The organism is Micromonospora saelicesensis, assembly GCF_900091575.1.
In the GTDB taxonomy this organism is placed as follows: domain Bacteria; phylum Actinomycetota; class Actinomycetes; order Mycobacteriales; family Micromonosporaceae; genus Micromonospora; species Micromonospora saelicesensis.
Genome location: NZ_FMCR01000005.1, coordinates 468,277 through 481,419, shown reverse-complemented (window position 1 = coordinate 481,419; position 13,143 = coordinate 468,277). Strand labels below are relative to the sequence as shown.

General features: G+C 65.9%; 11 protein-coding genes. 5 read left to right on the top strand and 6 right to left on the bottom strand.

What is annotated here, in order from left to right:
* Positions 1–964 precede the first annotated feature (964 nt).
* Complete coding sequence (locus tag GA0070561_RS23365; RefSeq protein WP_091404795.1) at positions 965–1,327, bottom strand: winged helix-turn-helix transcriptional regulator; 363 nt, start codon at positions 1,325–1,327, stop codon at positions 965–967.
* 108 nt (positions 1,328–1,435) lie between these two features.
* On the opposite strand from GA0070561_RS23365, the gene GA0070561_RS23360 reads away from it, so the two are divergent.
* Positions 1,436–2,275, top strand: a complete 840-nt coding sequence (locus GA0070561_RS23360) for an NAD(P)H-binding protein (protein ID WP_091404791.1) — start codon at positions 1,436–1,438, stop codon at positions 2,273–2,275.
* A gap of 255 nt (positions 2,276–2,530) precedes the next feature.
* On the opposite strand, the gene GA0070561_RS23355 is transcribed toward GA0070561_RS23360, so the two are convergent.
* The 3 genes from GA0070561_RS23355 to GA0070561_RS23345 form a co-directional block, all read right to left on the bottom strand.
* Positions 2,531–2,923, bottom strand: a complete 393-nt coding sequence (locus GA0070561_RS23355) for a nuclear transport factor 2 family protein (RefSeq protein ID WP_091405325.1) — start codon at positions 2,921–2,923, stop codon at positions 2,531–2,533.
* Positions 2,924–3,005: 82 nt separating this feature from the next.
* Entirely contained in the window at positions 3,006–3,494 is a 489-nt protein-coding gene (locus GA0070561_RS23350) for a MarR family winged helix-turn-helix transcriptional regulator (protein WP_244166397.1), read from the bottom strand.
* 8 nt (positions 3,495–3,502) lie between these two features.
* Complete coding sequence (locus tag GA0070561_RS23345) at positions 3,503–4,750, bottom strand: FAD-dependent oxidoreductase (protein WP_091404781.1); 1,248 nt, start codon at positions 4,748–4,750, stop codon at positions 3,503–3,505.
* 98 nt (positions 4,751–4,848) lie between these two features.
* Between GA0070561_RS23345 and GA0070561_RS23340 the strand changes: the two genes are divergently transcribed.
* The 4 genes from GA0070561_RS23340 to GA0070561_RS23325 all read left to right on the top strand — a co-directional run bounded on the left by GA0070561_RS23340 (position 4,849) and on the right by GA0070561_RS23325 (position 11,029).
* A complete protein-coding gene (locus tag GA0070561_RS23340) occupies positions 4,849–5,508 on the top strand; it encodes an MSMEG_1061 family FMN-dependent PPOX-type flavoprotein (protein ID WP_091404778.1) in 660 nt (219 codons plus the stop codon).
* 235 nt (positions 5,509–5,743) lie between these two features.
* Positions 5,744–6,928, top strand: coding sequence for a serpin family protein (locus GA0070561_RS23335; protein WP_208603838.1), 1,185 nt, complete (start codon positions 5,744–5,746; stop codon positions 6,926–6,928).
* A gap of 1,507 nt (positions 6,929–8,435) precedes the next feature.
* On the top strand, positions 8,436–9,959 hold the full coding sequence (locus tag GA0070561_RS23330) for a PfkB family carbohydrate kinase (RefSeq protein ID WP_091404771.1): 1,524 nt from the start codon (positions 8,436–8,438) through the stop codon (positions 9,957–9,959).
* Between the two features lie 146 nt (positions 9,960–10,105).
* On the top strand, positions 10,106–11,029 hold the full coding sequence (locus GA0070561_RS23325; protein ID WP_091404768.1) for an aldo/keto reductase: 924 nt from the start codon (positions 10,106–10,108) through the stop codon (positions 11,027–11,029).
* Between the two features lie 607 nt (positions 11,030–11,636).
* Here the strand turns inward: GA0070561_RS23325 and GA0070561_RS23315 are convergent.
* Positions 11,637–12,218 carry a dihydrofolate reductase family protein gene (locus GA0070561_RS23315; protein ID WP_091404763.1) on the bottom strand — a complete coding sequence of 194 codons (582 nt, stop codon included), beginning with the start codon at positions 12,216–12,218 and terminating at the stop codon, positions 11,637–11,639.
* A gap of 67 nt (positions 12,219–12,285) precedes the next feature.
* Positions 12,286–13,125 carry a helix-turn-helix domain-containing protein gene (locus GA0070561_RS23310; protein ID WP_244166396.1) on the bottom strand — a complete coding sequence of 280 codons (840 nt, stop codon included), beginning with the start codon at positions 13,123–13,125 and terminating at the stop codon, positions 12,286–12,288.
* Positions 13,126–13,143 lie beyond the last annotated feature (18 nt).

Below are 13,143 nucleotides of genomic sequence, written 5' to 3'. Positions count from 1 at the left end.
CGGAGTCGGGCCGTTCGGTCACGCCCGGCTTCCGGTGCCGACGTCTCGCCCTCCGCGCCCGGGCGTTCCACCAGGAGGTGAGAGTGACTCGCATCTATCCTCGGGCAATGATCGACGCAGGACCCCCGCCCGGGATACCCGTCGTTCACCACGCGCCAATGCCGACGTTTCGCCGATTTGCCCTCACCGACTTCCCGGATCACGGCTTTGGTGGTGTCCGGCGACTGCACCGACACCGCACCGAAATGAATGGCCTCGCCGACCCGATCCGACCTACCGTGCAACGAGGTATCCATCTCCGACGCATTCACGAGAGGACCTCACCCGCGTGACACCGCCTGCTCTCTAGACCTGACACGTTCCCGCGCCTGGGTTGCCGACGTCGCCGTCGGTTCGTTCCCATGCCTTCCGTCAGGTCTTTGGAGAGATCATGTCTACGCGTCCACATACCGCGCTGCCCTGGCCCGCCGGGCGCACCGGGCTTCCCCTGCTCGCACTCGGCTGCGTCCACTGCGATTCCGGCATCGGCGACCGGCCGTTCCGCATCACGGCCGACGGCGGGATCGTCCACAACAGACCCCTGGTCGCCTACGGCGCCGGCTTCCCGGGCCAGAATGCGCACCCGATCCTCGTGACGGGCCACTCCGGCAGGTCCTCGGGTCGTCGGCCGCCGTTGGGGCGAGAGCATCGCTGGCCCCGCCCGTGGCTGCATCAGGCCGCGGTCCGCGCGAGGTCGCTCCTGACGCGCGAACGAACGTCAGGACCGGCCCGATACCGACGGAGGAGGTGACCGCCCGGGTGCGTACCCTCGGCCCGCGCTCCGAGCGACCGCCATCAGGCGAAGCCGGACGCGGGCCGCCCGCATCGGCACGCCGAACGGAAGAGCGTCATGGCCGCGGCCATGTCGAGCATGCCCTGCGCGACGGCCTCGGAGCGGCCGGCCCGCAGCATGTCTTCCGCGGCCTCATCGCTGGGCGTCGTAGGCGCGCCGTGCGCGTTCGACCTCTCCGAGGCTGGCGTCGGCCCACGTGGTCAGGTGCGCGAAGAGCGGGCCCAGGCTGGCGCCCAACTCGGTGATCTCGTACTCGACTCTGGGAGGCACCTCGGCGTGGTAGGTGCGTGACACGAGCCCGTCACGCTCGAGTTGGCGAAGCCGCTGCGTGAGCACCTTCGGCGTGATGCTCGTCAGTCGGCGCTCCAACTCGACAAAGCGCTGCCGACCGTACTCGTTCAGTGCCCACAGGATCGGTGTGGTCCACCGGCTGAAGACGATGTCGACAACCGGCGCGACCGGGCAGGCCAACTCGGGATCTGTCGACTGCTTCATGTGTCCCCCGTCACAAACGCATTACTATCCTCTAGGTACCTACTATATCGACGCTATTAGCGTCTTCTTCGGCCGTGCGAACGACACGGTCGGACTGGAGACTCAGACATGTTTGTCGTGGTAGGAGCAACCGGAAACGTCGGCCGTACGCTCGCGTCAACCCTCGCGGCCTCGGGTGCCGCGGTGACGGCGGTGTCCCGGGGGCGACGTCCGGGCGCCGTACCAGAGGGCATCCGCCACCATCGCGCGGACCTCGAGCAGCCGGAGAGCCTGCGCCCGGTGCTCGCCGGCGCCGAGGCGCTGTACCTGCTCGTGGAGGGCGCCGGAGCCCACGTCGACATGCGCGAAATCCTGCGGGTCGCCGCAGCCGGCGGCGTGAAGCGCGTTGTGCTCCAGTCCTCGCAGGCGGTCGCCACACGACCGGACTCGCCGTCACACGCGCCGCTGCGCGCCATCGAGGATCTCGTCCGCCGATCCGAATTCGACTGGACGATCCTTCGCCCCGGCGGCTTCGCCTCCAACTCCTTTGCCTGGACCGAACCGATCCGGGGCAGGCGGACCGTGGCCGCACCGTTCGGCGACGTCGGTCTGCCCGTGGTCGACCCGGCCGACATCGCCGAAGTGGCGGCCGCCGTGCTCCTCGACCGCTCGCACGATGGCCGTACCTACGAACTGACCGGCCCGGTCCTGCGCACGCCACGCGAACGGGTCGCCGATCTCGCCGCCGCGCTCGGCGAGCCGATCCACTTCGTGGACCAGACGCCCGACGAAGCCCGCGAGCAGATGCTGCGGTTCATGCCGCCGCCGGTTGTCGAGGGGACGCTGGCGATCCTCGGTACGCCGACCGAAGCCGAACAGCGGATCAGCCCGGACGTTTCCGAGGTCCTGGGCCGATCACCACGCCCCTTTGCCGCCTGGGCCACGCGCAACATCGACGCCTTCCGCTGACAATCGGCCGGGGCCGCCAGCGGCGGCCCCGGCCCCGGATCAGCTCCCGCAGATGCCGTACCCGTTGAGGCTCCACCAGCCGGCCACCCGGACGCCGACCGCCCCGGTTGAAGCTGGCCGCCCCAGCGGTCCCGGCGGCGTCAGCGGGCGGCGGAGAACCGTAGGTGACGTGGTACAACGTGCGGGCTCAATCCTCTTCACTGGCGACCGCCGGTAGCCGGCGGGATCGGTGAGACGTGAACGCCCTGACTCCCGCTAGCCGACGGCCGCCTCACGCTGGATCTGCTCGAATTGATCTGCCATCGCGGCGGCCAGGGCCTGCGCGGCGGACAGCGGACGAACCATGACCGTGAACTCATCGATCAAGCCGCTCTCATCGAGGTGCAGGAAATCGCAACCCTCGACGGCGACACCGCCTATCCGCGCCTCGAACACCAGCGCGTGATCGCGACCGCCCTCGCCGCTCAGCTCCCGGACGTACCGGAAGTCCTCGAACACCCGCAGCACACCGCGCAGGATCGCTGCGGTGATCGCCTTGCCCGGATAGGGCTTGAACGCCACCGGGCTGCGAAACAGCACGTTGTCGGCGAGGGTCGCCTCAAGGGCATCAGGGTCGCGTGCTTCGACCGCCGCACGAAAGTCGATCACCACCTCAGCGTACCGGCAGTCCGGCGTCACGGTCGCGGTGAAGCCGCCCGGCCAAGTAATGCCCCGCCAGGCCGACAACAGCTCAGGCAGACCGCTGTGCGGTCTCGCCGCCGCGCAGGCGGTCCAACTCGGCGAGGTACATCGCCTGCATGCGGTCGTAGTGCCGGACCAGCAGCCGGACCTCCTCAACGCTGTAGCCCTCGATGAGTCGCTCGGCCCCTTCGGCGAACTGCTCGTACGGTTGCTTCAACTCGGCGGACCGCTCCGGCCGCAGGGTGACGATCAGCCGCCGCCGGTCCGCCGGATCGCGCTCGGCGGTCACGTAGCCCGCCTGCTGGAGTCGGCGGAGCATGCTGGTCACCGCACCGGTGGTGAGGTTCGTCCGCTCGGCGACCTGCCCCGCGGTGGCGGATCCGACGTCGGCCAGGTAGTCCAGGCACTCCAGGTCGCTCACGGTGAGGCCCAGCCGCTCCGCGATGGCGTACCGGAACACCATGGACAGCCGCGACATCTCCCGCCCGGCGCGCATGAGGTCGGCGATCGCGGACGCACGGGCCGGCTCGTGGGACATGCCAGCAATCATCCCTCCGGCACCGTGACCCGATGCAGCCGAGGTAACACGCGGGTCAGCACCCAGTGGGGTGCGGCCGCTCCCCCGGTGAGTCGGCGCATCAGCCTGGCGGCGGTGTCGACGGCATGGAAGGCGTAGGGCACCATCTCGTCCTGGTAGCTGGCGATCGCCTCCTCCACCGGTGTGCCGCTGGCCCGGGCCTCGACCAGCTTGTGGCCGAGCAGGGCGGCGTCACGCAGCGCGGTGTTGCCGCCGTGCGCGCCGAACGGCGGCATGACGTGCACGGCGTCGCCCATCATCGTCGCCCGGGGCACCGCCCACCGGCGCGGGCGCTGGCCGGTGGCGAAGAGGTTGAGCACCGTGGCGTCCAGCTCGGCCGTGCCGACCAGTCGCCGGATGACCGGGTGGAAATCCATGCTCATCCCGGAGGCCAGTCTCCACAGCGCCAGCAGGTCACCCCGGATGCCCGTGGGCACTTCCTCCTGCCGGAGCAGCAGTCCCCACATGACGTAGTCGTCGCCGGTGGGCGCGTAGCTGCCCGGGGCCAGGCGGGCGAACGCCTCCGGCGGGCTCTCGCCGAACCGCATGGAGGTGAAGAAGAAGGCGCGGCCCGGTCGGTCGGCGATGGCCAGGACCCCGCTGGTACGCAGCGCGTCCGGGATGATGCTCTCGCCGTTGCGCCAAAGGGGTGACCGGCCGTAGATGCCCGCCATCGGGGTGTTCGCCGGGTTCGCGTCCGGCATGATCTGCGCGCGCAGCGCCGAGCCGACGCCGTCCGCGCCCACGACGACGCTTGCCGAGGCGGCCCCGCCGTCGGAGAACAGCAGCCGCGGCCCTGCCGGGTCACCGCTGTCCACCGCGACGGCGTCCTTGCCGTAGTGGATGCGCCCGTTCAGCCCGGACTGCAGGATCGACCGCAGGGTCAGCCGGTCGACCTGGCGGGTCGCATTCGGCTCGTCCTTGAAGGTGATGGTGAACGCGTCCCGCAGCCGACTGTCGGTGAAGCGCAGGTGCCCGCCGGGCTCGTCGCCGGTGGTCAGCGCCAGGTTGTACAGCGAGCGCGGCAGGCTCTCGCGCAGCGCCTCGATGCCGTACCGGTCGAGAATGATCCGGTAGCCCTGCCGCCGGACGAAGGGGCCCGGGTCCCGCTCGTAGACGTGCACGTCGATGCCGGCGCGCATCAGGTACTGGGCGAGGCAGAGGCCGGAGAGGCCGGCGCCGGCGATCGCTACCGAGAAGTCCGTCGATATGCTCACACGGTTATCTTAATGACTAAGGTGATTTGGGCAAGGCCGCCGGCATGCCACGCCGCGGCCCGCCAAGCCGCCCGGCGGGGGTGGATTAGTGTCGATGCATGACGCCAGCCCTTGCCGCCAGCGCCTTCGACTCGCTGCGCCTCGACGCCGTGCCCGACCAGGAGGCGCTGCGCCGGGCCTACGAACTCCCCAGTGACGCGGCCGTGCGAAAGCAGATGACGGAACTCACCGAACAGACCCGGCGGTTGATCGGCGGCTCGTCGCTGGTCCTGGTCGCCACCGTGGACGCCACTGGCAACTGCGACGTCTCCCCGCGCGGCGGCCCTGCCGGCTTCGTCGCCGTCCTGGACGCACGGACGGTGGCAATACCGGATGCCACCGGCAACAAGCGCCTGGACAGCCTGCAGAACGTCGTCGCCACCGGACGAGCCGGGCTGCTGTTCATCATCCCAGGGCGCGCCACGACGCTCAGGGTGAACGGCCGGGCCTGCGTCTCCACTCGCCCCGAACTGCCGTCACAGCTGACCGCCGTGGGCAAGCCACCGGCCAGTGCACTGGTGCTGGGGATCGATGAGGTCTACCCGCACTGCCCCAAGGCGCTGCTGCGCAGCGGGGCTTGGAAGCCCGAGCAGTGGCTGCCGGCGGACGCCCAGCCGACCTCGGCCGAGGTGACGCTGGCCCAGCTACGAATGCCCGAGCTGACAATCGCTGACATCGAAAAAGCCGAGGCAGACTCGCTGAAGTACCGGTACGAGTAGCAAGCCGCACAGCGATCGTTGTGCTGTCTCGCGCTTTTTCAACGAGCGAGTGACAGGCATTGCTGAGTTTCAATGAATTCAGGTCTATGTCTGGTGAGTTTCCGTGGGACTGCTCTAACCTCGGGACATGGTCTCGCGTCGATCCGTATTGCGGGCGGTCCCCCTTGCGGCCGCTGCCCTTACCGCCGCCCCAGGTGCTCCCCGTTGGCTCGGTCCGCCGTCCACCGCGACGGCAGTGGACCGCGTACCACCCGACCCGGCCACGATGCAGGCCGCCGCTACCGCGGTTCGCGGCTTCACGGCAGACCTCTACGGCACGCTGGCGGCGACCCGGGCAGGCAGCAATGTCGTGTGCGCGCCGTACTCGGTCGGGCTCGCGCTCGCGATGACCAGGGCGGGCGCCGGCTCGACCACGGCGGACGAGATGGACGCGGTGCTCCATGCGCCGCATCCGCGTCCCGGCGCGCTCGACAGCGGGCTCAACACGGTCGAGCAGACGCTCGCCGGCCGCTACCAGGACGGTGACGGAGTCAAGCAGCCTCGGCTGACCACGGCCAACGCGCTGTGGACACGACTCGACCTGGTCCTGCGACCCGGGTTCCAGGACGCGCTGACCGGCTATTACGGTGCCGCGCCGCGACCGGTCGACTTCCGCGGCGCGCCGGAGGTGGCCCGCCAGGAGATCAACACCTGGGTGTCCGATCGGACCAACGCGAAGATTCCGGAGCTGTTGCAACCCGACGCCGTGAGCCCCAACACCAGCCTGATGCTGACCAACACGATCTACCTCAAGGCAGCCTGGAAGTACCCGTTCACCGCTACGGCCACCGCGGTCGGACCGTTCACAAGGGACGACGGGACCGTTGTCGACGTCCCGATCATGCGTGGGCCGTTCGACCGGATGGGTTACCTCGAGGGCGACGGGTGGCGCGCAGTCGACGTGCCGTACGCGGGCGACGGGCTTGCCATGGCCATCGTCATGCCGACCCGGGACGATCTCGCCGCGGTCGAGGCGAGCCTCGATGCGACCTGGCTGGGTGCGTTGCTGACCGGGTTCCGGATCACCGACGTCGAACTGCGCCTGCCCCGGTGGACGTTCCGCCTGCCGGCCGAGCTGGGTGCCGCGCTGAGTAGCCTCGGCATGCCCACGGCGTTCACGTCACAGGCCGATTTCACCGGGATGAGCACCGACCCGGCCCTGTGTATCGACGACGTGGTGCACGAGACGTTCATCGGGGTGGACGAGAAGGGCACCGAGGCGGCAGCCGCGTCGGCCGTCATCGTCCGGCCGCCGTCGATCCCCCAAGGGCCGCAGTTCTTCGTCAACCGGCCGTTCCTGTACGTCATCCACGACCGGCTCACCGGCGTACCGCTGTTCCTCGGTCGGGTCCACGACCCGCTGGTCAACGGCCCAGCCTGACCGGGCGGGACCAGACGACATCGTCGGCCGATTCGTACTACGAGCCGGGAAGGGTCCTCCCTGCATGACGAGCGAGTCGCGTCATCAGCGGATGTCCCGGCAACATTCAGCGCGGACTGGAGGTTGCACTCTGTGCACGGAGTCCAGCGCGGGTTGTCTGAGCTGAGGCAAATCGAGCGCGTCTGGTTACTGTGCCCGGAGGCCTTGCCGGCCAGGAAGACTGGCGCGACCACCACGAGCTCCTTCCCGACGTTGACCGGTCGCACCCACCTCGGGAACGGCTGAAACAGGGTCAGACCGGTGCCGAGCAGGACGATCACCGAATTGAAGATCACTTGCCGGTACGCCTTACGCTGACCCGGCCACAGGCCGGCGACCACCACCAGGTAAGTGAACGCGATTAGCGTGCTACGGGCAGCACGCGCGACCACACCGAGGAGCGCAGTTCCTCCCGAGCGGCAACGAGGTCGGTGCTGGCTGGCACCCGCCACGCGATCATCGCCCAGGCCCAGGTCGCCGCCGGGGACGCGCTGCCCACCGCCGCCCCATGGCAGCGGCAGAGTCCAGTGCCGCGCACAACCGACGCTGCGCCTGACCGTCCTCGTCGGCACCTCCGGGTCCATGTACTCCTACCGCCGCGCCGAGGACCTTAGCCGCGTGGATCCTCGCCCGTGCCGCGAACAGCGCCCAGGCGGTCCGCGCCGCCAATCACGTTCGGCGCCGCCGCCCTGCTCGTCGCACCCGCCGCCACCCCACGAAGGTCCTCGAGATGACAGCGACCGGCGGCACCACCGCGTTCATCGGCGCGGTAGAACTCGCCCGCGCCCGGATAGCAGCAACTTGCATGGCCGTCCGACCGGGAAACGGGCACCGAGTACGCCCTCGACGAACAGTGGAACGTAGAGCCCTACCGGTGTTCGGCCTGATTCCACAGTTAATGTTTATCGGATCAGGCCGTGATCCTGACCGTGGCCCTAAGCCCGACAATGACGAGTAGGGGATTCACCGCGTCCAGAGCGGGCCGGTCGAGCAGGATCGGTGGGTGACGCCGGACTAATCAGCAGGTTGGCTGCTCCGAGACCGCGACCACCTGTAACAGCTCGCCCGGGAACGTGAGTGAGTGACGGGCGCATCGGTTGCCTGGTCGTTCAGGGCGTGGTTGCGTCGATCGCGCCAACCGGCCCGGTCATCCCGGTGGACGCAGGGGGCGGCGCAACTCTGGGTGGCGCACCTCTGCTGCGCCTACGATCAATGTGGGCAATTGACAGGGCTGGACCGGCGCACTAATTTCGGATACGGCTCAGCGAATCCCCGCTACATTCCCCTCGGGAACCCTGCTGGATGTCGAACTTTCCATGCCCGCGTGTATAATCCACATGCATCAAGGTCGATCGATTCCACGGGGGATGGCGACCCAGGAGGCAGATCTGCCCTCTCAGCCAAAACCCACACCTCGACGCCAAGTGCCGGACGAACGAACGCCCACCCTCTCGGGGAGGACCCTGATATGCAGAAGGAAATTCCGGAACTGATTGGCATCGGCATGATAAACGTCGATTACATTGCGCGACTTCCCACCCATCGCACGAGTCTGCCTGCCGCATTCGAACTAGGCTCAGATCGTGTTGCTCGCGATGACGAGATATTATACGCGATCGAGCAGATGCAGCCGTACCATCCCAAGCTAAGCCCGGGTGGATCCGCATTGAACGCCGTGACTGCGGCGGTGAGCACCAACGCCAACATACGTGTCGGCGCTGTCGGTGTCTGCGGTCAGCCGGAGAAAGAAAACGACTTCGATTTTCGTTCTTGGTTCCGATTACTTGATATCGACGATCGCTTCGTGTCTTATACAACCGATCATCCCGGTACGTGCCTTTCCTATTCATTGAACGATGAGCGATCGATGCTTACCTGGCCGGGAGCCAACCGCGAACTCGATGACTATATCGGCCAGAGTCATTCGAAGTTGCTAGACTACCTTAGCGGCACGCGAATTGTTCATATAGCAGGCAGCGCCAATGGGGTGGCACCCGACCGCCTGGCAGAACTTATACGCGAGCTAAAAGAGCGGTGCCCCGCAATAACCATTTCATGCGATCCTGGTGCAATATGGGCGAGGCCTGACCGCCCCGAGTCGGCGGAAAAGATCTTGCGCATGAGCGACATCGTTTTTCTCAACGCCAGAGAGTTTGACACGCTTGCAATGCGTCTTCCAAACATGTCCGACGCAGATGCTGGGCGTTATGCGATGCAGCGGTACGGGGCCAAGCATGCAATGTTCGTGCTGAAACGCTACGATCGCGTTGGATTGTTTTCGCTTGTAGCGCGCGAACTATTAGTTAAACTTTACTCGAATAGTGAAGTTCTTGAGCCGCAGGACGTAGTCGACGATACCGGGGCGGGCGACGTCTTTGCGGGTGGGGTGCTATCCGCGCTTTTGCTGCCTGGGATGGAGTTCCACGATGCCATCGATCTTGGGCTACGCATGGCGAGACGGAAGCTAAAATTTGAAGGAATGCTTGAGCCGGCGCTCTTCCAGAATGACTTTCGAGACTTCCTTGCTAACGTGGTAGATCAGTCCAGACGCCTAACCCTGGAGCCCTCCCCACCAAGAATATTTATCGCTCACGGACATGACCGCCAATGGCTTGAGGTAAAGGACTTTTTAGAAAGACTTGGGCTTCGTCCCTCATATTTCGAGTCAACTCCGGTCGCGGGCCATTCTGTCAATGACATTCTGGCGTCGCAGGCACTGAACAGCAGCTTTGCCGTCATCGTCGCTACCGCGGAGGACGCGTCCACCACCGGACAATCAAGTCCGCGGCCAAATGTCATCCATGAGATGGGTCTCATGCAGGGGCGGCTGGGTTTTCAGAAAGTAGCTGTACTCCTTGAGGAATCGTGCGAGGCATTCAGTAACATCGCAGGACTGCAGGTAATCCGATTTCCTCGCCAGCGAATCAAGCAGGCATTTTATGAGTTGCGAGGTGTACTAGAGCGAGAGCGGATCCTTGGCCCGAGTCAATGAGCTTCACTAAGACTGCTACAGAGAAATCGATGAGCCCGGCAGGGCAGCTCGGTCGCCATTATTCACTAAACTTGGGACGCTAACCCTACGGCGATGAAGATAACAAGGCCGGAGACGGCGCTCCCGAACGGGGAAATGAGAGGGACGTGTACCCATCTTATCGAAAGCTCGGGAGCACTGGATTTGACGTATCGGTGCTCGGCTTCGGTACGTGGCAAATTGGAGGAGGCCGTTGGGCTACGAGTGGAGAAGAAGAGGCGCTGCGGACGCTTCGGACAGCTCGTGATGCTGGCGTTAACATCTTCGATGCTGCTGTCGTTTATGGACAGTACGCGGATGCAAGAGGGTACTGCCAGAGTCGATCTCAGGAACTACTTGGCAAGGCGTTCGGACCGATGGCAGATGATATTTTCATCTGCACTAAAGTCGGCCAGTATGACGAGCTTTCGCATCGAGGTAATTTCGGCGCTGAACGGCTCGTTGAGCAAGTGCGGCAGTCGCTGCGGCGGCTTCGCACTGATGTCCTAGACATTTGCCTCGTGCATGCCCCTTCACTCTCAGAAGTACGCAGAGGGCTAGCCATCGAGGTGCTGAGAACCCTTCAGGCAATCGGCTGGATCCGAGCAGTTGGGTACAGCTTCGAAAACGAACCCTGTCACGTAATGAACGCACTTGACCAGCCGATCGACGTAATCATGCTTCAGTACAATATCTTGGATTCGCAATGTGGGGAGGCGATAGATCGAGCCCAGGAACGCGGCATAGGTGTGCTTGTCGGCGGGCCGTACAAACGTGGTTACCTTACAGGGCGGTACCGGTCGCTCGAAGATTTACCCATGGAGGATGACTATTGGAGCTGGAACGTTCGCCGCAATCCTCGCAAAGTAGCAGCCACTTTGCAGCAAGTAGCAACGATGGCGAAAGATGTGCCGGCAGCGGCCGATCTCCGGGCGCGGGCGCTACAATTCGTTGTTTCTAAATCAGGCGTATCGAGTGCAATCGTGGGGCATCGAAGTGCGGCGGAACTTGTTGAAAACCTGGAGCATATAGAGTATCTGGGGAGTTCCTGATGTCTTGTCTATTTCGTTCTTGACTTTGGAGCGAAGATCCTGACCGTTGTGACGAATTCCATCGACGCCTGCGCCAGAAGCAAGTGAATACGGTGAGGCCAAGCGCTGTCTACACGTGATCCACCAGGATAGAGGTTCTGCTTCACAGCACCCAGGGTCAAGCTTGGAGTTGCACCCGTTGCCACGTCCCTTGTGAGCAGGCGGTGACGGTCGACGGCTTTGAACCGGTAAAAAAGCAAGATTGCGGCACCTGTCGGTCTCGCCACTGACGCCGCCGACGCCGAATGCGCGTAGGAGCCGCTTCGGGCTACCAATCGTCATCGAGGGGCAGCTCGTAGGCCCTCTCGGCGAGGTGCCGGCAGTCGTCTGCTACACCGCGTTGACGGTCCTCCTCACGCTCATCAGCCTCGCCGCCCAGACCCGCATCACAAGGCGCACCCGCGGCTAACGGACGCTTGGCACAGCCCATCGGACTCGATCAGCCGGCCCGCGACCTCCAGGCCGAGGCCCTCCAGGCGGGTTGGGTGGTCAGGTCGGGGCAGGAGTAGGCAGGAGCGTCACTTCGGACTCTTCCCCACCGCGCGACCCGCCAGCCCGCTCAGATCGGTCAACGGCGCACCCGATAGCGCAGGTGAAGCACCCGGTGGCCCTGAATCACCACGTCAGGATCCTCCAACAGGTGCTGGGCGTGGACCGACCCGAAGTAGCGCTTGCCGGACCCGAACACCACGGGTACGACGTCCATGCGCACCTCGTCGACCAGGCCCGCCGCAAGCACCTGTCCGCCGACGTCGCCAGCGGCGACCTCGACGATGCGGTCACCAGCGAGCTCCTGCGCCTTGGCCACTGCTGCCTTGACGCCGTCGACGAAGTGAAACGGCGCCTCGGGGTCCCAGCCCTCGGGCTTCGGCCGGTGCGTCACGACGACCACGTGGTCGACCCCGCTCGGCGGCTTCCCGTCCCAGCCGTCGGTCAGGTCGAAGACGTGGCGGCCGGCGATCGTCACCCCGATCTGGTCCCAGTACGGCCGGGTGTGGTCGTAGGACGCTTGTGACACCTTCAACACGCCGCTTTCGTCCAACGGGACGTCACCGCTGGTCAACCAGTCGAACAGCGGTCCGGGCTGGTCGTTCTCGTCCGCGATGAAGCCGTCCACCGACACCGAGCTGTACAGGACTACTTCGCCCATGGGCGCGCTCCTCTGCTTGGGGATGCCCTCAGGCTAGAGTTTCGTGGGCTGTCGCTCTTGTAAGGAATCAATCGGTCGGTAGCGGCCAGCCGTCCAGCACGTGGCCGGGATGTTCGCGCAGAAACCGCCGCCTGATCTCGACGTACCGGGTCGGTGTGAGCCCGGTGAAGGCCCGGAACTCGTGGCCGAAGTGGGCCTGGTCGAAATAGCCGGCGCTACCGGCGAGGTCGGCCCAGTCGATCGGTTCGGCGGGGTTGATCGAGAGCACGGTGGCGGCGAAGCGGTAGGTGCGGGCCAACCGCTTCGGCGTGACGCCGATGAGCTCCTTGAACCGCTGTGCCAGGTGAGTGCTGCTGACACCGGCGGAAACCCTCAGGTCGTCGATCGCCACCGCACCGCTGGTCGCGGCGATGATGCGGCTCGTGTGGCGGACCAGCCCCAGGCCGGCCGCCTCGCCCAGCCGGCGCGTCAGCTCCTCCTCGAGCAGCGTCAGCATCTCGTGAGGTCCCTCGGCCGTAGCCAGCCGGTCTCGCAGCTCAGCAACGGCAGGTCGGCCCCAGACCTGCTCCACCGTCACCGGCCGGTCACACAGCTCCGCTGCGGGCATCGGCAGGAACGGTGCCGGCCCCCACGGCTTGAAGTGCACGCCGACGGACCGGGTCCGGAGTGGGTAGCCGAACTCGAACGCGCGGGTGGGCGTGGTGACCACGCAGCCGTCGGCGTACTCGGCCGTCTCGACGTCGGTGCCGGCACGAATGCGAAACGGTGCCCCGAGGTTGACGATGAGGAACGCCGCCGGACTTGCCGGCAGCGTCAGCCGGGCGTACGGCCGCGCACCCTCCAGGTAGTAAAGGTCGTCGATCAGCCCGTCCAGCGGCGGTCGCGGCACTCTGGACACGTACTCCACGCCGACAGTATCGCCGAC

Coding starts and splice junctions, on each gene's coding strand:
- GA0070561_RS23365 (WP_091404795.1), bottom strand. CDS start 1,327: ATGAAGCAGTCGACAGATCCCGAGTTGGCCTGCCCGGTCGCGCCGGTT.
- GA0070561_RS23360 (WP_091404791.1), top strand. CDS start 1,436: ATGTTTGTCGTGGTAGGAGCAACCGGAAACGTCGGCCGTACGCTCGCG.
- GA0070561_RS23350 (WP_244166397.1), bottom strand. CDS start 3,494: ATGTCCCACGAGCCGGCCCGTGCGTCCGCGATCGCCGACCTCATGCGC.
- GA0070561_RS23340 (WP_091404778.1), top strand. CDS start 4,849: ATGACGCCAGCCCTTGCCGCCAGCGCCTTCGACTCGCTGCGCCTCGAC.
- GA0070561_RS23330 (WP_091404771.1), top strand. CDS start 8,436: ATGCAGAAGGAAATTCCGGAACTGATTGGCATCGGCATGATAAACGTC.
- GA0070561_RS23315 (WP_091404763.1), bottom strand. CDS start 12,218: ATGGGCGAAGTAGTCCTGTACAGCTCGGTGTCGGTGGACGGCTTCATC.